The organism is Yersinia rochesterensis (assembly GCF_003600645.1).
GTDB lineage: Bacteria > Pseudomonadota > Gammaproteobacteria > Enterobacterales > Enterobacteriaceae > Yersinia > Yersinia rochesterensis.
Window position 1 is genome coordinate 583372 of sequence record NZ_CP032482.1, and the last position, 21667, is coordinate 605038.

A 21667-nucleotide genomic window follows, 5' to 3' on the forward strand; every position below is an offset into this window, starting at 1 on the left:
ATCAGCGCGTTCTCGGATCCAGCAAGCGAACCAGCAGATCCGTCACATTGTTAATCAAAATAAAGCACATACCGAGCAACAGTGTCCCGCCCATAATGGCGGTGGTATCGCCGGCAAACAGCGCGCTGGTGAGGTAGCGGCCAATGCCCGGCCAGGCAAAGACAGTTTCGGTTAACACTGCGCCCTCCAACATGCTGGTATAGGCCAGCGCAATCACTGTCAGCAAAGTGCCGCGAATATTCGGCAACACGTGCGTGAGTAAAATGCGCATCTCACCCGCGCCTTTGGCTCTTGCCAACGTAATGTACTCTTTATTCAGCTCACTCAAGCAGGCCGAGCGCGTCAGGCGAGTAATACTGGCCAGCGCGTAGTAAGAGAGCAGGGCAACCGGCAAGATCAAATGAGCGACGGCATTGCCAAAGGCACCGGCATCACCGGAGCGCCAGGTATCAATCAGGGCAAAACCGGTTTTTGCTTCCACGGTATATTGATAAATATCATCGAGGCGGCCAGGGCCGGGGCTCCATTGCAGCCGGGCATAAAATAGCAACAGCATCAACAGACCGAGCCAGAAGATGGGCACGGAGTTCCCCAGCAATGTCATAAAGCGGATAGTGGCATCCAGCTTGCTACCGGCCCAGCGGGCGCACAACAAGCCGAGGATAACCCCCAGTGCGGCACCAATCACCAGTGATAATGTTGCCAGTTCCAATGAGGCTGGGAAAACGGTCAGCAAGTCTTGCAACACTGGCTGACCGCTAGCGCTGGCAATGCCGAGATCGCCATGAGCCAGCCGCTCGAGATAATGCCAGAACTGCACGGGTAGCGATTGATCCAGCCCAAGCTGGTGTTTAACTTGCTGATAAGTGGCTTCACTGGCGTGGTCGCCCACGATTTGCAACACCCGGTCCACCGGCGACAGCGCCGACAGGAAAAAGGTGATAACCAGTAGACCGAACAAGGTCAGGGCCAGGGTCAATAACCCCTGTAAAAACCCCCAAAGACGACGCCGGGATAGCGTTCCCGGCGTTTGATTTAGTGCTACAGACATTAACTAGCAACTCACTATTTCATGATTACATTTATCTATATATCAACCCGTTATGCCAAGTATGAAAGGCATAGGCTATTTGCTCACTCGATCATAATAGACCATATCGGCATTTAGACCTTGTTGATAGCCTTTTACGTTATCTCGCAGCACAACTTGTGCTTTGGCTTGATCAATAAAGATATATGGCGAGTTCTTTTGCAGTTCTTCCTGCAACTGAGTGTAAAGTTCGATACGTTTGGCCGGATCGGACTCGGCGACTGCCGCCAGTGTTTGTTTATTCAGCTCAGGAATAACCCAGCCGTTTAAACCGGCAACCGTGCTGCTCTTGCCGTCATTATAGGCAAAGGCACTGGCGTTAGAGTGCGCATCAAAATAATCCGGGATCCACAGACGGATAGCCGATTGATGCTGTTTGGCACGTACGCGGCCATAAACTTGGCTACCCGCGGCTGGCAGTAATACCAATTTCACGCCACCTTGGGCAAAGCTGGCTTGCAACGACTGAGCAATGGTAATGAATGGCGGTTTGTTCTCAACATCCAGTGTCAGCGTGGCATCTTTAATTCCGGCCTTTGTCAGAATCTCTTTGGCTTTAGCTGGGTCAAAGGTGTACGGATTGCTTTCCAACGCGCCCGGCAAACCGACTGGCAGGAAGCTTTGATGCACAAAATACTGGCCTTTCAGCAAATCTTTGGTAATGCCCTGATAATCAACCAAATAGCGGGCAGCCTGCCAGAATTCGGGTTTGCTTAACAGCGGATTCGCCTGGTTGGCGGTGTTAAAGACTAAATAGTTTTGTTCGGCAGACGGGATTTCGACAACTTTAACACCGGCCTGAGTTTTCAGTGCTGCGGTTTGGTCTGGCCCTAATTCACGGGCGATATCAGCATCACCTTGCTGAATCAGCAAACGGCGAGCACTTGGGTCGGGCACGTTTTTAATAATGATATTTTTAATCAGTGGCTTACCGCCAGGTGACGTCGGGTTAGCATCCAGTACGATGGCCTGATGCGGCTGATAAACACGCATTTTGAATGGGCCACTACCGGCTGAATGCATTTTCAACCAAGCATTGCCGTAATCGTCGTCTTTAACATTGGCGGTCACGGCTTTTTTATCAACAATGGAGGCGATCGGCGTTGATAAAATATTCAGTGCCACCGCAGGGCTGACATCTGCGCCCCAGCTCAGTTGCACGGTATTGTTATCGATCTTTTTCAAGTGTTGGTCGATATTACTCGGATCCCAGCCTAATACATTCAGGATAAAGGCAGGTGAACGGTTCATTTTGACCGCGCGAGTAAAGGAGAAAATCACGTCATCCGCTTTCACCGGATTACCGGATGAGAATACCGCGTCTGGACGCAATTTCACTGTGAGAGTTTTGGCGGCGGCATCACCCTGCCAACTTTCAGCAAGAATAGGCACGACTTTTGCCGGATTATCACGATCGGCTTGCACCAGGCGTTGATAGAGACTTGGCACGGTCTGAATACTGGAGAGTTCATTACTTTCAGCTGGATCAAGGCTAACAATATCATCCAGGGATTGCACGACAACCAGCGTATCTGGTGGCGTTGCTGCAAAGGCACTGCCAGATAGTGCTGTCAAAACCAATAATGACAGAATTTTAGCTTTCATTGAGACTCCCTGAAATGGATCATGACCATCGATATATAAGTATGGATAGCGGGTGGAAATTATAAACATTGCGCGGAACTTATTGTTTTTAAAACTATTTCATCGCATTTTCTCACGATAATAGCTTTGCTGTCTGTGGTCAAAGTCTCAACAGTTATTTGTTATAACAATTAGTGATAAAAAAACTTTACAAAAAAGTAATGATTCTGAGGTGATTCAAACCTGTGGTCGGTATGAATAAATGTCAGAGACTTCTCACTCAATAAAGAATGAAATGGTTATAATGAAACGTCATTTCATTTAATTTATAAGAAAGGGAATAGCATGATCACCGGAAACATTCATCATTTGGAATTAGTACCTTATTTACCTGCGCAATTAAAAGAAGCTATTGAATATGTGAAAAGCCACATCACCGCAGAAACCCCATTGGGCAAACTCGATATTGATGGCAATAATATGTTTGTATTGATTTCCAATGACTGCACCGACTATTTGGAAAATCGCCGAGCGGAATATCATGCTAAATACTTGGATATTCAAATCATCCTAGAGGGTGTCGAGGGGATGACTTTCAGTAGCTTACCTGCTGGCAAACCTGATACCGACTGGTTAGCAGATAAAGATATCGCCTTTTTACCGGCGGGGGTTGATGAGAAGCAGTTTGTGATGAAAACCGGTGATTTCGTGGTGTTTTACCCAGGGGAAGTGCATAAGCCATTATGTGCGGTGGGCGAACCGGCAAATGTGCGTAAAGCAGTAGTGAAGATATCTGTAAAATAAGCTATTTCACTTGCCAACTTGAGCTTCGGGCAGTGCTCGCCGCCGTCACATACTCCGTGTATGCTCCGTTGGCTGCGCGCTGTCCGCACTCAATCTGTCTGCGCCAATAACGCTTATTGATTAGGTGTGAAAATAATCAAAAGCCGGCACTTCGGATGGCCGGCCCTGTTATGTTTAGTGTTGACCCAATGTCGCAACCATCACGGCTTTGATGGTGTGCAGGCGGTTTTCTGCTTGATCAAACACAATACTATGTGTGGATTCAAACACTTCGTTGGTGACTTCCATGCCGCCCGGTAAGTCATAAAGCTCCGCCATTTGTTTGCCGACGGTGGTTTGGTCATCGTGGAATGCGGGCAAGCAGTGCAGGAATTTAACCTGCGGATTGCCGGTCAGTTTCACTACATCCATATTGATTTGATAAGGTTTCAAGAGAGCAACACGCTCTTGCCACACTTCTTTCGGTTCGCCCATTGAGACCCAAACATCGGTATACAGGAAGTCGGCACCTTTTACACCTTCGGCAATATTTTCTGTCAGTGTGATTTTACCGCCGGTCTTTTTGGCCTGCGCCTGACAAGCCGCCACCAGTTCGGCCTCCGGCCAGCATGCTTTTGGTGCCACTAACCGCAAATCCATCCCGACCAGTGCAGCAGCTTCCAACATAGTGTTACCCATGTTGTTGCGGGCATCACCCAAGTAGGCAAATGTCATTTCACTCAATGGCTTACCCGGTAAGTGTTCCTGCATGGTCAGCAAGTCGGCCAGTAATTGAGTTGGGTGAAATTCATTTGTCAGGCCATTCCATACCGGTACGCCCGCAAATTCTGCCAGTGTTTCAACCACTTTTTGGCCGTGACCACGATACTGAATGCCGTCATACATGCGGCCTAATACTCGGGCAGTATCTTTAATTGATTCTTTATGCCCAATTTGGCTTCCTCCTGGGCCGAGGTAAGTCACGCGCGCACCTTGATCATATGCGGCAACTTCGAAAGAGCATCGAGTACGAGTCGAGTCTTTTTCGAAGATGAGCGCGATATTCTTACCTACCAGTTTTTGTTGCTCACAGCCGGATTTCTTGGCTTTCTTCAGCTCAACAGCCAAATCGAGCAGAGCTATAATCTCGGTGGGAGTAAAATCTAATAACCTTAGAAAGTGACGTTTATAGAACTGACTTATCGTGTTCATCTTTTTCATCCTGAAGGGTTAAACTGAATTTAAATTCAATTTATACGGATAAATATTCAAATACAACCCTAATCAATAAATCTTTCTCGTTTATAGTGGAGGCAATAGCGTGGGTGTGGGAAAATAGCGCCATACTAAGCCCATTGACTGAGGATAAAGGCATGGCAAACCGCGAAATGCTTGACGAACAACGTGACGAAACCCGCCTGATCATCGAAGAACTGCTGGACGATGGCAGCGATCCAGATGCGCTGTACACCATTGAGCACCATCTTTCTGCGGAGAAATTCGAAGTTCTGGAGAAAGCGGCTGTTGAAGCATTCAAGCTGGGTTATGAAGTGACAGATGCTGAAGAGCTGGAAATAGAAGACGGCTCAATGGTGATGTGCTGTGATGTGATTAGCGAAGTTGCTCTAAATGCTGAAATTATTGATGCGCAGGTTGAACAGCTGATTGCTTTGGCTGAAACCTGTGGCGTGAATTACGACGGTTGGGGCACTTACTACGAAGATCCAAACGCAGAAGATGATGAAGACGGCGAGTTCGACGACGAAGAGTCGGTGGATGAGGATGACGACGGCAAGCGCCATTAATTCCCCGTCGTCCTTGACGCTATAGCGGTGTTAGCGGCACTCACTCACCCGAATCACTGACTTGTGTCAGCTCATCGGGATTTGCTTGTTTGCTGCCTTGCTATAGCGCCAATGACTTTGGGTCATGTGAAGCTATAGGTTTCCGCTAATTATTCAGGGCGCTTGATACGCCCTGAATTATCATAACGTTTTCAACATCGTGACTTCGCAATCAACATGACCGGTGTTTCCCATCGGGCCATTAATATGCTCAAAACCCAATCTTTCATATAAGCCGACAGCACTGGTCAGGCTCGCTGTCGTTTCCAGATAACAGTGACTAAAACCCTGCTGGCGGGCAAACTCAAGTGCTTGTAATGCCAATTGTTTTGCCAACCCTTGACCACGTAATATCGGCAGAAAATACATTTTCTGCAACTCACAAAGGGAAGCTTCGCCACCAGACAACGGTGCCACGCCACCGCCGCCCGCAATATTTCCATCCACTTCAATCACCCAGTAAGCACTGCGTGGCTGGCTGTACAGCTCATACAAGTGATCCAAATTAGGATCGGACACGGTATAGCCTTTGTCGGCGGTTAAGCCGAACTCAGCCGAAACGTCGCGGATGACATTAGCGATAGCGAGATTGTCTGCGGCGAGGATGGGGCGCACCAACAGGCGGATAGGTGTGGCTGTGGTCATGCTCTATAAACCCAAAGGTAATAACTTAGTTATAATCTGTAATACCATCTATACCCGCCATACTTCAAGTTGTATGTGCGTTGGCCGCCTTCCGACAACTCGAATTAAATGCAATGGCAAAAAAAAACTGGGGGCCAAATTATTATGGCCCCCAGTGAGTGCTTACTTCATGTCAGATTGAATTACAGTGCGGCGATAGTCGCCTGTTGTTCAATTAACTTCTGCTTAGCTTCGGCACAGGCCGCCATTCTTTCGCGCTCTTTGGCAACCACGGCTTCTGGCGCGCGCGCCACAAATCCTTCATTACTCAATTTACTTTCGATGCGTTCAATCTCGGCTTCCAGCTTCGCTACTTCTTTTGCCAGCCTCTCCAGTTCGGTGGCCTTATCAATCAGGCCAGCCATTGGGATCAACACCTCTGCACCTTCAACCAATTTGGTCACAGATATCGGGCCTTTATCACCGTCAGCTAACAGAGTGAGAGAAGACAAACGGGCTAGCGACTGGATGAAACTCTGGTTTTCCAGCACACGGCGTTGAGCTTCAGCATTGGCTCCGCGCAGCATCACTTCCAGCGGTTTACCTGGCGCAATATTCATTTCTGCCCGGATATTACGCACCGCAATAATGGTTTGCTTGATCCATTCCAAATCGCTCAGGGCTTTTTCATCCACCTGACTGGCATCATATTCTGGGAAAGGCTGCAACATAATAGTGTCCGCAGTAATGCCTTTCAGGGTTTTAACCCGCTGCCAGATAGTCTCTGTGATGTAAGGAATGATAGGGTGCGCTAAACGCAGCAATGCTTCCAGAACTTCAATCAGAGTATGACGAGTCCCGCGTAATTCAGCTTCAGAACCGCTGTTCATCACCGGCTTGGTCAGTTCCAAATACCAGTCACAGAACTGGTTCCAGGTAAATTCATACAGAATACCGGCCGCCAAATCGAAGCGGTAAGTGTCCATTGCTTCGCGGTAGGCTTTGATAGTCTGATTGAATTCGGCCAGAATCCAGCGGTCAGCCAGTGACAACACCATCTCGCCGCCATTCTGCCCGCAATCTTGCCCTTCGGTGTTCATCAGCACGAAACGGCTGGCGTTCCACAGCTTGTTACAGAAGTTGCGATAACCTTCCAGGCGCTTCATATCCCAGTTGATATCACGGCCAGTCGAGGCCAAAGCGGCCAGCGTAAAGCGCAGGGCGTCAGTACCGTGCGGCTCAATGCCGTTCGGGAACTGCTTCTCGGTGCGCTTGCGGATTTTGTCTGCCAATTGCGGCTGCATCATGTTACCGGTACGTTTTTCCAGCAACTCTTCCAGCGAGATACCGTCAACCATATCCAGTGGGTCGATAACGTTACCCTTCGACTTGGACATTTTCTGCCCTTCGTCATCGCGGATAAGGCCGGTCATATACACGGTTTTAAACGGCACCTGCGGCTTACCATTTTCATCTTTCATAAAGTGCATGGTCAGCATGATCATGCGGGCAATCCAGAAGAAAATAATGTCGAAGCCACTGACCACAACACTGGTCGGGTGGAAAGTTTTCAGTGCTTCAGTTTGCTCTGGCCAGCCCAGTGTGGAGAAAGTCCACAGGCCAGATGAGAACCAGGTATCCAGCACATCTTCATCCTGACGCAAGGCCACATCGGCGCCCAGATTATTTTCGCGGCGCACTTCGGCTTCATCGCGGCCGACATACACTTTACCCTGCTCGTCATACCAGGCCGGAATGCGGTGACCCCACCACAATTGGCGGGAAATGCACCAATCCTGAATGTCGCGCATCCATGAGTAATACATGTTTTCGTACTGTTTCGGTACGAATTGGATCTCGCCGTTTTCAACCGCTTCGATGGCCACTTTAGCCAATGGCGCGGTGCGAACATACCATTGGTCAGTCAGCATCGGCTCGATAACTACGCCGCCACGGTCGCCATAAGGTACGGTCAGGTCATGGGCTTTAACTTCTTCCAGCAGGCCGAGTTTATCGAATTCAGCCACTACAGCTTTACGGGCAGCAAAGCGCTCAAGACCTTGGAACTGTTCTGGAATTGCGCCGCTGCAAGCATCGGACGCTTCGCCATTAGTATCAAACACTTCGGCTTCTGAACGGATATCGCCGTCAAACGTCAGAATGTTGATCATCGGCAGCGCGTGGCGCTTACCCACTTCATAGTCATTAAAGTCGTGCGCTGGCGTGATTTTCACACAGCCGGTGCCTTTTTCCATATCGGCGTGTTCATCACCGAGGATCGGAATGCGGCGGCCCACCAGTGGCAGAATCACTTCTTTACCAATCAGATCTTTATAACGCGGATCTTCTGGATTTACCGCCACGCCGGTATCACCCAGCACCGTTTCCGGACGGGTGGTGGCGACCACCAGATAATCTTTGCCTTCGGCTGTTTTGGCACCATCGGCCAGCGGATAACGCAGATGCCACATAGAGCCTTTGGATTCGCGGTTTTCCACTTCCAAATCAGAAATAGCGGTGCGCAGTTTCGGATCCCAGTTCACCAGACGTTTGCCACGGTAAATCAGATCTTCTTTATGTAGGCGAACAAACACTTCTTTAACGGCATTGGACAGGCCATCATCCATGGTGAAACGCTCGCGTTCCCAATCCACAGAGTTGCCCAGACGGCGCATTTGGCGAGTAATGGTGCCGCCAGATTCGCCTTTCCACTGCCAAATTTTGTCGATAAATGCTTCACGGCCATAATCGTGGCGAGTTTTGCCTTCTTCAGCCGCAATTTTGCGCTCAACCACCATTTGGGTCGCGATACCGGCATGGTCGGTTCCGGCTTGCCACAAGGTGTTTTTGCCCTGCATGCGCTGGTAGCGAATCAAGGTATCCATGATGGTTTGTTGGAACGCATGACCCATGTGCAGGCTACCGGTCACATTCGGTGGCGGGATCATGATGCAGTAACTTTCTTTGCTGGTATCGCCGTTCGGCTTGAAATAACCCTGTTTTTCCCAGTGTTCATACAGCGGCTGTTCGATTTCCTGCGGGCTGTATGTTTTATCGAGGGACGGCTCAGTTTTGTCGGTATTAGAAGGTGTGTTTTCCATTTTCTTTTTATTTCAATTAGTTGGCGGCGTTGCCGTGGTCAAGTGGAAGCCGACGCTGCGATAAGACTTATATCGGTCGCGCGCCAACTGTTTTAAATTTTCTTCGTAAGGCACGAAGTCTACCACTTCATGGAAAGCGGTGGCAAAACCTGCGAACTCTGGCAGTAGGCTAATCAGGAGGTCGCGAGGAGAATTTCCACGTCGTTCCGGCCACGCCAGTTCGACTGGCGCACCATACTTTGGCCCTTCACCGGCTAGATTATGGGGCACAAATTGCTCAGGTGCCCGTTGCCACAGGGCTTCATCTAGCCGCTGGGCTTGTTCCTGACTTTCACAGGCGATCAACACCCGTTTGCCCGCCCGCCAACGTTCAGCCGCAACCTCGCAGGCCAATGCTTCATGAGCACGTAGCTCACCCGCGGGCGTGTCGTGTTCAAGCAGATAAAAGGTGGCGTTCTTCATAGGTTCTCAGCACCCTTCGTCCTTGACGCCGCAGGGGTGTTGGCTGCACTCACTCACCCGAATCACTTACTGATGTAAGCTCATCGGGATGAGTTCGTTTGCCGCCTACCTGCAACCCCAATTACTTTGGGTGTATATCAAATGGAATACATCAAACGATTAATCGTCGCCGTTTAGCCCTGCGCGGTTAAGCAAGAACTGGGATAGCAACGCGACCGGCCGGCCGGTTGCACCTTTGTTTTTGCCCGAACGCCATGCCGTACCCGCGATATCCAGGTGCGCCCAGCTATATTTACGAGTAAAGCGCGACAAGAAACAGCCCGCGGTAATGGCACCACCAGCACGGCCACCAATATTCGCCATGTCGGCAAAATTGGAATCCAACTGCTCATAGAACTCATCACCCAGCGGCAAGCGCCATGCACGGTCACCGGCCTGTTCAGACGCCCCAATCAGCTCGTGAGCCAGTGGATTGTGATTCGACATCAAACCGGTGATGTGATGGCCCAATGCCACAACGCAAGCACCGGTCAATGTCGCGATATCAATCACCAGTTCTGGATCGAAACGCTCGACATAGGTCAATGCATCACACAGCACCAGGCGGCCTTCGGCATCGGTATTCAACACTTCAACTGTCTGGCCAGACATGGTGGTGAGGATATCACCAGGGCGATAAGCACGGCCACCTGGCATGTTTTCACAGCCCGCCAGCACACCAATGACATTCAATGGCAATTGCAGCTCAGCCACCACGCGCATCACGCCATAGACAGTTGCAGCGCCGCACATGTCGTATTTCATCTCGTCCATACCTTCGGCCGGCTTAATCGAAATACCGCCGGAGTCGAAGGTCAACCCTTTGCCCACCAGCACAATTGGCTTAGCGTCCGGGTTTGGATTACCCTTATATTCTATCACTGACATCAATGATTCATTCTGCGAACCATGGCCAACAGCGAGATAAGAGTGCATTCCCAGCTCTTTCATTTGCTGCTCACCAATCACGCGGGTGATGATATTGGTGCTGAATGCATCGGCCAACTGGCGCGCTTGCGAGGCCAGATAGGCGGCATTACAAATATTGGGTGGCATATTACCCAAATCTTTAGCCGCTTTAATGCCGGATGCCACTGCCAGACCATGCTGGATAGCGCGCTCACCGCTGGTTAGTTCGCGGCGGGTTGGCACATTGAACACCATTTTGCGCAATGGGCGACGAGGCTCGATTTTATTACTTTTAAGCTGATCAAAGGTATAAAGCGTCTCTTTCGCTGTTTCTACCGCTTGGCGCACTTTCCAGTAAGTATTGCGGCCTTTAACATGCAGCTCAGTTAGGAAGCAAACAGCCTCCATTGAGCCGGTGTCATTAAGGGTATTGATGGTCTTCTGGATCACTTGCTTGTACTGGCGCTCATCAAGCTCACGCTCTTTGCCACAGCCAATTAACAAGATGCGCTCGGAGAGAATATTCGGCACATGGTGCAGTAATAGCGTCTGCCCGACTTTGCCTTCAAGTTCACCACGGCGCAGTAAAGCGCTGATGTAGCCATCACTAATTTTGTCGAGTTGTTCGGCAATGGGAGATAGACGGCGGGGTTCGAAAACGCCGACTACAATACAGGCACTGCGCTGTTTTTCCGGGCTGCCGCTCTTTACACTGAACTCCATGCACTCTCCTGAATCTTAAAGACAAAGGCGGGAGCTACCGCTAGAATGTAGCACTCCGCAACGATCTCTCTCCGTTGTGTTAACGACGTGTGTTAACCTTAACGGCATAAGTTGTTTTGTTTTGGCGACTATAAGCATGTTCCTATAGGACACCTAAACGCTAGATGTTGTAATACTATTTTAGCTGTGAAGGTTGCCATATGATGAGAATAAATGGCGGATTAACGATGAAACTATCGATTTTCCTGCAAAAAGACAAGTTTTCACAGGCGTATTAGCGTGATCATCATTAGATATCTGGTACGGGAAACACTTAAGAGCCAAATTGCGATTCTGTTCATCCTGCTATTAATCTTCTTTAGCCAGAAGTTAGTACGGATATTGGGCGCTGCGGTCGACGGTGAAATCCCAACAAACTTGGTTTTATCCCTTTTAGGGCTCGGTGTGCCTGAAATGGCACAACTTATCCTGCCATTAAGCTTATTCCTTGGCTTATTGATGACGCTAGGTAAATTGTACACGGAGAGTGAAATCACCGTGATGCATGCCTGCGGCATGGGCAAAAAGTCCTTGATTATGGCTGCATTAATTTTGGCACTGATAACTTCAGCGCTGGCGGTAGTCAATACTATCTGGCTTGGCCCTTGGTCTTCTAAACATCAAGACAAAGTGCTGAATGACGCCAGAGCTAACCCTAGCTTGGCTGCTCTGGCTGGTGGGCAGTTTAAGTCTTCAACTGATGGCAATTCAGCCTTATTTATCGGTAATGTGACGGGCAAAGAGTTTAACCGTGTATTTTTGGCACAATTGCGGCCAAACGGTAATCAACGCCCCTCGGTCGTGGTAGCAGACAGCGGCCATATGACTGAACGGCCTGATGGTTCGCAAGTGGTTATCTTAAATAAAGGTACCCGCTATGAAGGCACTGCATTGTTGCGCGACTTCCGTATTACTGATTTTGTCGATTACCAGGCTATTATCGGTCATCAGGAAGTACAGCAAAACAATAATGTCGCTGAGCAGATGACCATGAAACAGCTGTGGGACTCTACCAAACCTGATGCGCGTGCGGAGTTTCATTGGCGTTTAACACTGATTGTCTCTGTGGTCATTATGGCATTGCTGGTGGTGCCGCTCAGTGTAGTCAACCCGCGTCAGGGCCGTGTTCTGAGTATGTTGCCCGCCATGCTGCTCTATTTGATTTTCTTCCTGTTACAAAGCTCCCTGCGCTCTAATGCAAGTGGTGGCAAGTTGGACCCCTTGATTTGGATGTGGACTGTGAACGGTGTTTACTTTGCAGTGGCGGTGATATTGAACCTGTGGGATGGCCTGCCGGCTCGTAAGTTACGTGCTCGACTGAGAGGGGCTGCCTGATGTTTGGTGTATTAGACCGCTATATCGGACGGACTATCCTCAATACCATCCTGATGACCTTATTCATGCTGGTATCGTTGTCCGGCATTATCAAGTTTGTCGATCAGCTACGCAAAGTCGGGCAGGGCGATTACTCTGCGGTTTCCGCGGGTATGTACACCTTGCTAAGTATCCCTAAGGATATCGAGATATTCTTCCCGATGGCAGCGCTGTTAGGTGCCTTATTGGGCCTGGGCACCTTGGCCACGCGCAGTGAATTGGTGGTGATGCAAGCATCAGGTTTTACCCGCATGCAAATCGCCGCTTCGGTGATGAAAACCGCGATTCCATTAGTGTTGCTGACCATGGCTATTGGTGAGTGGGTTGCCCCGCAAGGTGAGCAGATGGCACGTAACTTCCGTGCACAGCAGATGTACGGGGGGTCATTGTTATCGACGCAATCTGGTTTGTGGGCAAAAGATGGCTCCGACTTTATCTATATCCAGCGAGTTTCGGGTGATAACGAGCTAACCGGGGTCAATATTTATCATTTTGATAAACAGGATCGCCTGCTTTCGGTGCGTTATGCCGCTACCGCGACGTTTGAAGACAATCTGTGGCGCTTATCGCAGGTTGATGAATCTGATTTAAGCAATCCAAATAAAGTGACTGGCTCACAGACACTAACCGGTGAGTGGAGAACTAACTTAACACCAGAGAAGTTGGGTGTGGTTGCTATGAACCCAGATTCACTTTCTATCAGCGGATTGCATGATTACAGCAAATACCTGCGACAAAGTGGGCAAGAGTCGAGCCGATACGAACTGAATATGTGGGGCAAGATATTTGCGCCATTCTCAGTTGCCGTGATGATGCTGATGGCGCTGTCATTTATTTTTGGTCCATTACGCAGTGTACCAATGGGGGTTCGGGTGGTTACCGGTATCTTCTTTGGTTTTGTTTTCTATGTATTGGATCAGATTTTCGGCCCACTTAGCTTGGTTTACAGCATCCCTCCGGTCATCGGCGCGCTGTTACCGAGTATACTTTTCCTCCTAATCAGTGTTTATTTGCTGCTAAAACGGCGTTGATGGCGGTTTTTTCAACACTTAGACTAAACTTAGTGGGATAACAGTTGCATGCGGACTTCGGGTAGGTATAATTCACCTCGTTCTCCGCATACTACTTCAGTGCCGAAGTGGCGAAATCGGTAGACGCAGTTGACTCAAAATCAACCGCCGCGAGGCATGCCGGTTCGATTCCGGCCTTCGGCACCAACAGTATGTAAATAGACCTCAACTGAGGTCTTTTTTTATGCCTAAAATCCAGTCCCCGCAAGGCTTCCCTCGCTTTTTCAGTCAACATAAGTCAACCTGATTCAATCTACATCAACTTACTGATGCGGGTACAAATGCGGGTATATCCCGGTTCGATAATGTTTGTACCCACACAGACCCCTTGAAAGGATACTCAACATGGCTCTGAGTGATGTGAAGGTTCGTACAGCCAAGCCTGAAGAAAAAGCCTATAAGCTTACCGATGGTGATGGCATGGTGTTGTTGGTTCACCCGAACGGTTCTAAATATTGGCGGCTGCGTTATCGCTTCGGCGGGAAAGAAAAGATGCTGGCATTGGGGAAATATCCTGAAGTGTCATTGGCTGATGCCAGGGCACGGCGTGAAGAAGCCCGCAAGCATTTAGCTAATGGTGTCGATCCCAGTGAGAATAAGAAAGCCGTTAAGGTAGAACAAGAGCAAGAAGCGATAACTTTTGAAGTGGTAGCTAGGGACTGGCACGCCAGCAATCAAAAGTGGTCTGAGTCGCACAGTGCTAGAGTGTTAAAAAGTCTGGAAGACAATTTATTTGCCGCAGTAGGGAAGCGAAATATAGTAGATATTGGTACTCGCGATTTACTGGTTCCAATTAAAGCTGTGGAGAAGTCAGGACGTCTTGAAGTAGCTGCGCGTCTTCAACAGCGGACAACGGCAATAATGCGCTTTGCGGTACAGAACGGTTTAATCGATTACAACCCCGCACAAGATATTGCTGGGGCGATAGCTACTGCTAAACGGCAGCATCGCGCTGCGCTAGACCTCAGTCGTATTCCTGAATTGCTTCATCGTATTGATACATATACTGGAAGACCATTAACTCGGCTGGCTGTGGAACTCACGCTGTTAGTTTTCATTCGTTCAAGCGAACTGCGTTTTGCGCGCTGGTCAGAAGTGGATTTTGAAACCGCTCTGTGGACGATTCCGGGAGAGCGTGAACCACTGGAAGGCGTTAAACACTCTCAGCGCGGTTCTAAGATGAAGACTCCGCATCTTGTTCCCTTGTCGCGACAGGCTCTCGCCATTTTGGAAAAGATCAAAAGTATGAGTGGAAACCGAGAGCTGATTTTCGTTGGCGATCACGATCCACGTAAGCCTATGAGTGAGAATACATTGAATAAAGCACTGAGGGTGATGGGTTACGACACTAAGGTTGAAGTATGTGGTCATGGTTTCAGAACCATGGCCTGTAGTTCACTGATTGAGTCAGGGTTGTGGTCGAGAGATGCGGTAGAGCGGCAGATGAGTCATCAAGAGCGTAGCTCTGTGCGGGCAGCTTACATTCATAAGGCTGAGCATCTTGGGGAGCGTAGGTTGATGGTGCAATGGTGGGCAGATTTTCTTGACGCTAATCGTGATAAGGGGATTAGTCCGTTTGATTTTGCGAAGTAGGGCAGCAGTGCTGGTCGATTAATGAAAATAATAGAAGAAATGTTAAGAATATGCTTTCCGTTATTCCCAAATAAAAACCATGACCGATAGACGCGGCTACTTACTATCAGTGAGCAGTAAATCATTAGTTTTTATAAAATAATCAATTTTATTGTGAACATAATAATTATACAGTCTTTACCCCCAAGAAGGGGGATGGTCTAAAGAGGCTATGTAGGATTAATTCAGACCATTTTGTCCCATATACTGGACCGGGACTGGCCCAGTATATGGTCATATTTTTATTAGCTATTAATTACTCAATGATTCGACAGGAACTACAACACCAAATTTTTCCAGCTTAAGGAATTTTGAACCCATAACTTGTGAAGGGATCTTGCGCTGAAGCAAACTAAAGAAGTTATCATCATGTGTTGAGATTATAATCTGCTTATTAAAACGAACAGAAATGCTTCGTAGGAGATCAATTGTGGCTAAGACATTAATTGAGTCCATTGATTGTATCGGGTCATCAATCATAATGACATCTATTGGATCACCATTATCATCCTTGGCATGAAGTGCACTAGCCAAAAATACGCTTAAACTGAGAATATTCAACTGAGCAGCGCTGAAAAAAAGAATTGGCGACACAGTTTTCCCTTCCTCATCGCTGAGGACAATATTTAATCCAGGACGATCTGATGTCTCAAAATCTGGACGGAACTCAACCTTTTTGAGGGATGGATGTGGATCGATTTTTCTGTAAATAGAATCAATAAGATCTTCATAGAAGAACTCTCTTATGAGCTTTCTAAGTTCATCAATAACATTTTCTCTCTCAGCCAACAGCACTTTATCAACTTGATTTCTCTGAGTTAAGCGTTTCTCCACGGTGGTAAGGTTTTCACGGAGCACTTGATTTGTTAAATACAACTCTGTTGCTTTCAATAGTTCTGATAACAGTTCAAATTTTTTCAGTTTGCTATCAATTCCTCGATATTCCAGTATCTGGAGATTAATGGTTTCGGTTATAGTATTTCCTATCTCATCGGCAGTCTTGCCATCCTGCGGGCCAATCATTTGATTTAAAGACGCAACGAAAGACTGTATAAATGATTCATACTCAGCGATATGATTCTCTGCCTGCTTTTTCTCTGCGGATAATACCTCAATATCAGTCACAGTTTCGTTAGCAATCATAGTCTCTTTCAGGGATTTTGACTGCTCAGCAATTTTTTTTGCATCAGATAAATTTTCTTTTCTGCATTTTTCAATTGCCGCTCGCTTTTCGACGTAATATTTTTTAAATTCATGTGGCTGCAAGCTATTTTCAATAAGGTAAACATTTACCTTTTGATAAGCTGATTTAGAGGAAGTGGTTTTAATTTGTAAATTGAGCATTTTAATCGATGACTCAATCTGCGTTATGAGCAATTTTTTTTCATCAATATTTTGGCTTAACACTGTTTTACTATTAAGCAATTCTTCTTTCTTTAAAGTAAGATCTTTGAGTTCGGCTTCTGTCCGAGATATGAGTTCTTCTTTAGTAAGTTCCCAGACAGAAAGTTGAAGGGATTTGATTTGCAACTGCAGAGAGTTGACCTGTGCCTGAAGTAATGATTTTTGCTCTTCTAGTTTAGATACTTGCAAACCAAGGTCGTTAAGTTTAGTTCTTAGATCAGAAAGGCGATCCATCTGAATCCTAACGGCCTCTTGGACGATTGCATCCATCTTGGCTTTGAGTAAGCTTTGTCGTTTAGTGGAAGCATTGAGTTTTTCTGCATTCTCCTTACTTAGAATTGACAATAGTTCTGTATTCTTTACTTCTTTTTGGAGAGCCGACTCAGAATCATGCGGCTTGTTACATAAAGGGCAAATATTAGTGGGCCATATACTCAGATACTCTAGACCAGAGGTAACCAGACGTTCATGAAGTCCCATTTGTTCGGCTAAAGAAATTTGAGTTTTCTTAACAGATTGATCGTGCAGCAGTAACGCATTCAGTTCTTCAGAAATGTGTCCTAATTCATCCAGTTTAAGCTTATCAAAATTAATTGCGCTTAAATCAGAATTAAGCAATGATTCCGCATTAACCGTGAGGGAAGATATCGTTGTTAACTCAAGCTGAATATTATCTCGCAGATTCTTATTTAGAGCTAATGACAAATTTGTATTTACAACTTGAGCACTAAGTTTTTTTAGCCGTTCTTGTTGTACATTTATTTCAGAGTAAATAGAGGAACAATTATCTAACGCTGTACGTAGAAGCAATGAGCGATTATCAGCCTCGGTTAAGTCTGAATCAAGTTTGCTGAGTGACTGCTGAAGATCAACAAGTATGGTTGCTTCATAAGTGTGTTGCCTAGAAAGCGAGGAGCATTTTTCAGTGACATTTGTTATTTCTGATTGAGTATCTAGAAAAATTTTTAAGTATTCAGCTACTTCATTTAGAGTTAGCAATTGCTGGCTTGCATACTGGTATTCGTTCTGAATAGTCGAGTATGAAGTTAATAATGACTGATATCGTTCGGCCTCCTGCAATCCTTTACTAAATTTAAGCAGCTTGTGTTGTTGCTCCTTGATTAGGCTAAGATTAAGTTTTAATTCTGGCAATTTAGAAAAATATTTAGTTAGTGATTCTCGCAAATTGATATTAGCAGAAGCTTGTTTTTTTAGTTCTTGAGTACGGGTTATGATGGCTGAAACCATGTCATGTTGAGTATTTAATGAGAATTGATCATCCACCAAGATCAAATTTTCATCGTTTTTATTCAATTCAGACACAATTTTATTAAATTGTTCGAACATATATACATCAACTGGTTCCTGTAGTTGATCTAGAAGTTTGTTTCTCTCTTTTTCCAGATCAGCTAGTACAACCTTGTTATCATTAATTAAAACTGTTAACTCCTGACGGGCAATCTCGGCATCACACCCAAAGCTTTCCATGAAACTATTATATCGATCCTGCGGTTTAGCCTCCCTTAAAAATCGATCAATTTCATCTTGGCTTAGGATAATCTTTCTAAAGTATTCATTTTCTTTATTCTTATTTACACCGATTCTGATATCACTTGAATTTGAACGTGGCGCTCTAAGGTTTCGGTTGAATGGTTTTGGGAGAGTGGTGGTAACTGTAACGCGTGTTGGTATACTGCTATCAACATCCTTATTGCGTAGGATTTTTTGAGCTATGCCTTTTTCTTTAGTACTTTTAGCTGCGAGTTCATGATTTGAACGATTATAGTCACCACCAAGCCTTTCCAAATGATTCGTAATCGCCCATTCAACTGCATCATAAAAGGAGCTTTTTCCAAAACCATTAGGAGCATAAATTGCAACAAAGTTAGAAGGCATTTCATCATCGTTTGTAAAATCGAAAATTCCATCCTCCTTATATTTGTAGGCACGGAAACCTTCGATCTCAACTTTTTTTATTTTCATTTTGGCTCAGAAATTCAATTATGTTATCGATTCTTCGGGCTCGAGTCTCTCTTGATTCAAAAGTTGAATCTAAAGGAGTACCTCGAACATAATCACCCAAAGATAAGGAAAACTCATCCTCTGTACCCTTGTTTCGTTCGGTAAGCTCCAGATCAGCACCTAACAAGTGGTTGTTTAGAAGAGTCAGGGATTCAGCATTAGGAAGAATGGTTCCAGTTCCATCGAGTACCAACTTTCTGACAGCATACTTATCATTTTCAATTTTATATTTCTCCCATATTGGAAGCGTTTCTGTACAAAAAAATGCCAGGTAAATATTCCATAGCGCTATATCCCCCGGGGGCTGATAAAAAACAGATAAATAGTTTTGGATGGCACTCCAGTTGTCAACAACTTGGGAAGCACTTTCACACCAACATGCAACACAAGAGATATATGAACCTTCATCATTTGAAACAAAAAGCTGAAAGCTCATCTCTTTGAATTTTGTATGCAGGAAATTTAAGTCGTGTTCTTTATTTAATAAATGCATTGAAGTACTCCTTAAACGCACGCAACTGAGCAATACCAGGTTCGGTATTTGCAAAAAGTCTTTCATTACGTACGACGCATTGTTTACGAAGTCCCTCGAGGTGCGTCAATACAAAACTTTTGTACATCGCCCGTTCAACCTGATCGATAGGGGCAAGAGGTCCGGCTCCCGGAACCAGTGCGATATTTTGTATAACTCTGTCCACTTCAAATCCATCTGGCAATAAATCAGCTCCCTGTTCTGGAGAAGCAACAATCACAGTTCCGTCTTTATCAAGAAATTTTCTAGCGGCTTTTAGAATTATGTCTAGCTTACCAACCCAGTTAGAACCATCATTTGTATATAGAATTCTTCGGCGTCGCTCTAATTCTTTAATATAGCGATAGTCAGTGGCGCTTACATTATCCAGAATTGCGCAAATTATCAAAAATTCGAAATAAGCAACCCATAACCTTTTATCTTTTATATCAGCAGGCTGAAAAGGTCCGATTATTAAGTCGTCTTTATATTTTGTCATGAGCTCGAACGGAGGCGGTATCCCTTGAGCGACAAGGCTATCAGCAAAGTTAAGTAACTCAGTCTTTAAACCAATAATAGTATTTTTATTAATAACATTAAAACTGAATATCTGTTCTCTCAGACGCGAAAAGCATTCCAAATAGGCTGGTATAATGGGAGCTTTGTTATTTGCCTCGATGATTTCTTCAAATCTCACTAGCCCTTGGCATTGAACACGGCCATATTGTTGATGCTTGTTGATACTATCCATACCAAATTCAACCCCCACCAAATAGGGACGTTCATTGGCTACATGATAAATACCACCACCAGACATACCTTCAATTGCATCTTTCCCTGGTGTGCCACTGACTGTGAAGACAATCAAATGGTCCCTTACGCTTGTCATATGTCCGTCTTGGACTTTCATTGGGTCTGTACTTCCTCTCTCTGTTCCCGGAAAACCGACAAGCTTTAGAGGTGCCATATCAGGCAATGATGAGGCTGGGAATGATTGTTGTGCAACTGTTGGAATATACTCAACCTGTATCACGGCACAGTCATATGTGTCTGAATGACTTTGATCGGTGTGATTCAGAACTGATAAAACCTTGAGCTCTCTACCTTGAACGTCTGTGACGACAAGTTTAGCGTTGGCCTCTGTTAACACGTGCCTTGCCGTAAGAACGTAAGAATAATCCTGAGACATAGCATTGACCAGAACGCCGCTGCCCTTATTTACAACGACGCAATAGGAAGCCATTAATTCTGATGCGGTCATTTTATAGCCTGATTTTTCCGTCAAGTGCTACGAGTCGTGAGGAATAGGTTTCGGTCTCATGTTCATGCAGTAATGGCGAAATAATTTCAGAGTAATTAAAGCATATATTCCCACTACCAGAGGCCAAAATTCGGGCGATAGTTCTTTTATTAGGTAGCCCGTGCATAGCTCCATTGGTAGATATAATGAACCGGTGTGTATTTATCAATGAAAGAAATTCTGAACTGGTATTGTATTGACTGCCATGATGAGAAATCTTTACAAAATCAAGCGGCAGTTTTCTCGTCTCACTATATCCAAGTGCCCGGAGACTACGCACAATAATTTTGTCATGAGCATCGCCGAGAAAAAGCATTCTTTTCCCCTCAGCTTCAAGAATGAAAGCAATAGAACTGCCATTGTAATCAGAAGGATCATTTTCAAATATATCATCAGCCAAAATTTCATCAAGGCTCAAGTCGTAATCAGTAGAATGCCCTGAGGTAGTAGTTGGCTCAGGGTCATCAGGCCACTTATGAAGAAGTTTCCTGAGTTTGTCTTCATCGGGAGATAATATAGTAAATGTGAAAGGACCTTTTATGATTTTTTGAGAAGCCATTACGACAGGTTGCCGCGCGCAACTGATTTCATTCAACAGTGTTTCCAGGTTTTTACCTTGCCTGACGCTCGTCAGGGGCGAATCGTCCCGGAGATGAATATCGTTGTCTGAAATTTCGGCAACATTGAAGTAGTCAGTAATGAACCGCGATGAATTGAACCAGATTGACGACACCATTTCACTCAGATAGCCCGGTGTCTCAAATGCTCTTAACAGGCCGCCAATGTGGTCATCATCGATGTGAGTTAAAATCGCTAAATCAATTTTTTGCCCTTTCTCCTTCAGTTCATCAAGCACACAGCGAAGAGCACCGCTATAACGACCTCTTTGGCCGAACTGAAAGGTAGCAGCGTTGCCTCCATCAATTAGTAAGTTCCATACGCCATTCAGACTTTCATGTGTTACTAGGATGCAGTCACCATGATTGGCTTGTAGAACTTGCACACTGATACCCATTTGAACTCCTTGTGTAATATCCAGATATCCCCGAATGACCACATTTTCACAATGACTTTAACATACCAGTTGTGCTGTTTATATTCCAAACTCTTGATTGTTAGACTACAGAGAAATTTACGGAGCCAATAGTAAATAATT

16 protein-coding genes and 1 tRNA gene are annotated in these 21667 nt (G+C 46.1%); 6 read left to right on the plus strand and 11 right to left on the minus strand.

The window, feature by feature from the left end:
- Position 1: 1 nt before the first annotated feature.
- Entirely contained in the window at positions 2 to 1051 is a 1050-nt protein-coding gene (locus DXZ79_RS02835) for an ABC transporter permease (protein WP_038636698.1), read from the minus strand.
- A gap of 75 nt (positions 1052 to 1126) precedes the next feature.
- The gene (locus tag DXZ79_RS02840; protein WP_050291556.1) at positions 1127 to 2695 is read right to left on the minus strand and encodes an ABC transporter substrate-binding protein; all 1569 of its coding nucleotides are present in this window, start codon (positions 2693 to 2695) and stop codon (positions 1127 to 1129) included.
- A 324-nt stretch (positions 2696 to 3019) separates the two neighbouring features.
- Between DXZ79_RS02840 and DXZ79_RS02845 the strand changes: the two genes are divergently transcribed.
- Entirely contained in the window at positions 3020 to 3478 is a 459-nt protein-coding gene (locus DXZ79_RS02845) for a NanQ anomerase/TabA/YiaL family protein (protein ID WP_038636692.1), read from the plus strand.
- 174 nt (positions 3479 to 3652) lie between these two features.
- On the opposite strand, the gene argF is transcribed toward DXZ79_RS02845, so the two are convergent.
- A complete protein-coding gene (argF, locus tag DXZ79_RS02850; RefSeq protein WP_038636690.1) occupies positions 3653 to 4669 on the minus strand; it encodes an ornithine carbamoyltransferase in 1017 nt (338 codons plus the stop codon).
- A 161-nt stretch (positions 4670 to 4830) separates the two neighbouring features.
- Between argF and rraB the strand changes: the two genes are divergently transcribed.
- Positions 4831 to 5262, plus strand: coding sequence for a ribonuclease E inhibitor RraB (gene rraB / locus DXZ79_RS02855; protein ID WP_038636687.1), 432 nt, complete (start codon positions 4831 to 4833; stop codon positions 5260 to 5262).
- A gap of 180 nt (positions 5263 to 5442) precedes the next feature.
- On the opposite strand, the gene DXZ79_RS02860 is transcribed toward rraB, so the two are convergent.
- The 4 genes from DXZ79_RS02860 to pepA form a co-directional block, all read right to left on the minus strand.
- A complete protein-coding gene (locus tag DXZ79_RS02860; protein ID WP_038636683.1) occupies positions 5443 to 5946 on the minus strand; it encodes a GNAT family N-acetyltransferase in 504 nt (167 codons plus the stop codon).
- A gap of 182 nt (positions 5947 to 6128) precedes the next feature.
- The gene (locus DXZ79_RS02870) at positions 6129 to 9026 is read right to left on the minus strand and encodes a valine--tRNA ligase (RefSeq protein ID WP_120011076.1); all 2898 of its coding nucleotides are present in this window, start codon (positions 9024 to 9026) and stop codon (positions 6129 to 6131) included.
- 12 nt (positions 9027 to 9038) lie between these two features.
- Positions 9039 to 9488: a DNA polymerase III subunit chi gene (locus DXZ79_RS02875; protein ID WP_033852822.1), complete on the minus strand. Its 450-nt coding sequence runs from the start codon at positions 9486 to 9488 to the stop codon at positions 9039 to 9041.
- Positions 9489 to 9647: 159 nt separating this feature from the next.
- The gene (gene pepA, locus DXZ79_RS02880) at positions 9648 to 11159 is read right to left on the minus strand and encodes a leucyl aminopeptidase (protein WP_038636675.1); all 1512 of its coding nucleotides are present in this window, start codon (positions 11157 to 11159) and stop codon (positions 9648 to 9650) included.
- Positions 11160 to 11438: 279 nt separating this feature from the next.
- Between pepA and lptF the strand changes: the two genes are divergently transcribed.
- The 4 genes from lptF (at position 11439) to DXZ79_RS02900 (ending at position 15235) form a co-directional block, all read left to right on the plus strand.
- Positions 11439 to 12533 (plus strand): LPS export ABC transporter permease LptF, encoded by a 1095-nt coding sequence (gene lptF / locus DXZ79_RS02885; RefSeq protein WP_038636672.1) that lies wholly within the window; start codon positions 11439 to 11441, stop codon positions 12531 to 12533.
- A complete protein-coding gene (gene lptG, locus DXZ79_RS02890) occupies positions 12533 to 13603 on the plus strand; it encodes an LPS export ABC transporter permease LptG (RefSeq protein ID WP_038636669.1) in 1071 nt (356 codons plus the stop codon). The genes lptF and lptG overlap by 1 nt, the downstream gene beginning before the upstream one ends.
- Before the next feature lie 101 nt (positions 13604 to 13704).
- A tRNA-Leu gene (locus DXZ79_RS02895) sits at positions 13705 to 13789 on the plus strand.
- Between the two features lie 198 nt (positions 13790 to 13987).
- Positions 13988 to 15235 (plus strand): tyrosine-type recombinase/integrase, encoded by a 1248-nt coding sequence (locus tag DXZ79_RS02900; protein WP_120011077.1) that lies wholly within the window; start codon positions 13988 to 13990, stop codon positions 15233 to 15235.
- A gap of 291 nt (positions 15236 to 15526) precedes the next feature.
- On the opposite strand, the gene DXZ79_RS20880 is transcribed toward DXZ79_RS02900, so the two are convergent.
- Genes DXZ79_RS20880 through DXZ79_RS02920 form a run of 4 tightly spaced genes read right to left on the minus strand, consistent with a single transcriptional unit; the run spans position 15527 to position 21526 of the window.
- Positions 15527 to 18661: an AAA family ATPase gene (locus DXZ79_RS20880; RefSeq protein WP_244942314.1), complete on the minus strand. Its 3135-nt coding sequence runs from the start codon at positions 18659 to 18661 to the stop codon at positions 15527 to 15529.
- Positions 18642 to 19193 (minus strand): ABC-three component system middle component 1, encoded by a 552-nt coding sequence (locus DXZ79_RS02910; protein WP_120011078.1) that lies wholly within the window; start codon positions 19191 to 19193, stop codon positions 18642 to 18644. Before DXZ79_RS02910 ends, DXZ79_RS20880 begins: the two co-directional genes overlap by 20 nt.
- The gene (locus tag DXZ79_RS02915; protein WP_120011079.1) at positions 19177 to 20472 is read right to left on the minus strand and encodes an ABC-three component system protein; all 1296 of its coding nucleotides are present in this window, start codon (positions 20470 to 20472) and stop codon (positions 19177 to 19179) included. The genes DXZ79_RS02910 and DXZ79_RS02915 overlap by 17 nt, the downstream gene beginning before the upstream one ends.
- 1 nt (position 20473) lies before the next feature.
- Complete coding sequence (locus DXZ79_RS02920) at positions 20474 to 21526, minus strand: ComEC/Rec2 family competence protein (RefSeq protein WP_120011080.1); 1053 nt, start codon at positions 21524 to 21526, stop codon at positions 20474 to 20476.
- Positions 21527 to 21667 lie beyond the last annotated feature (141 nt).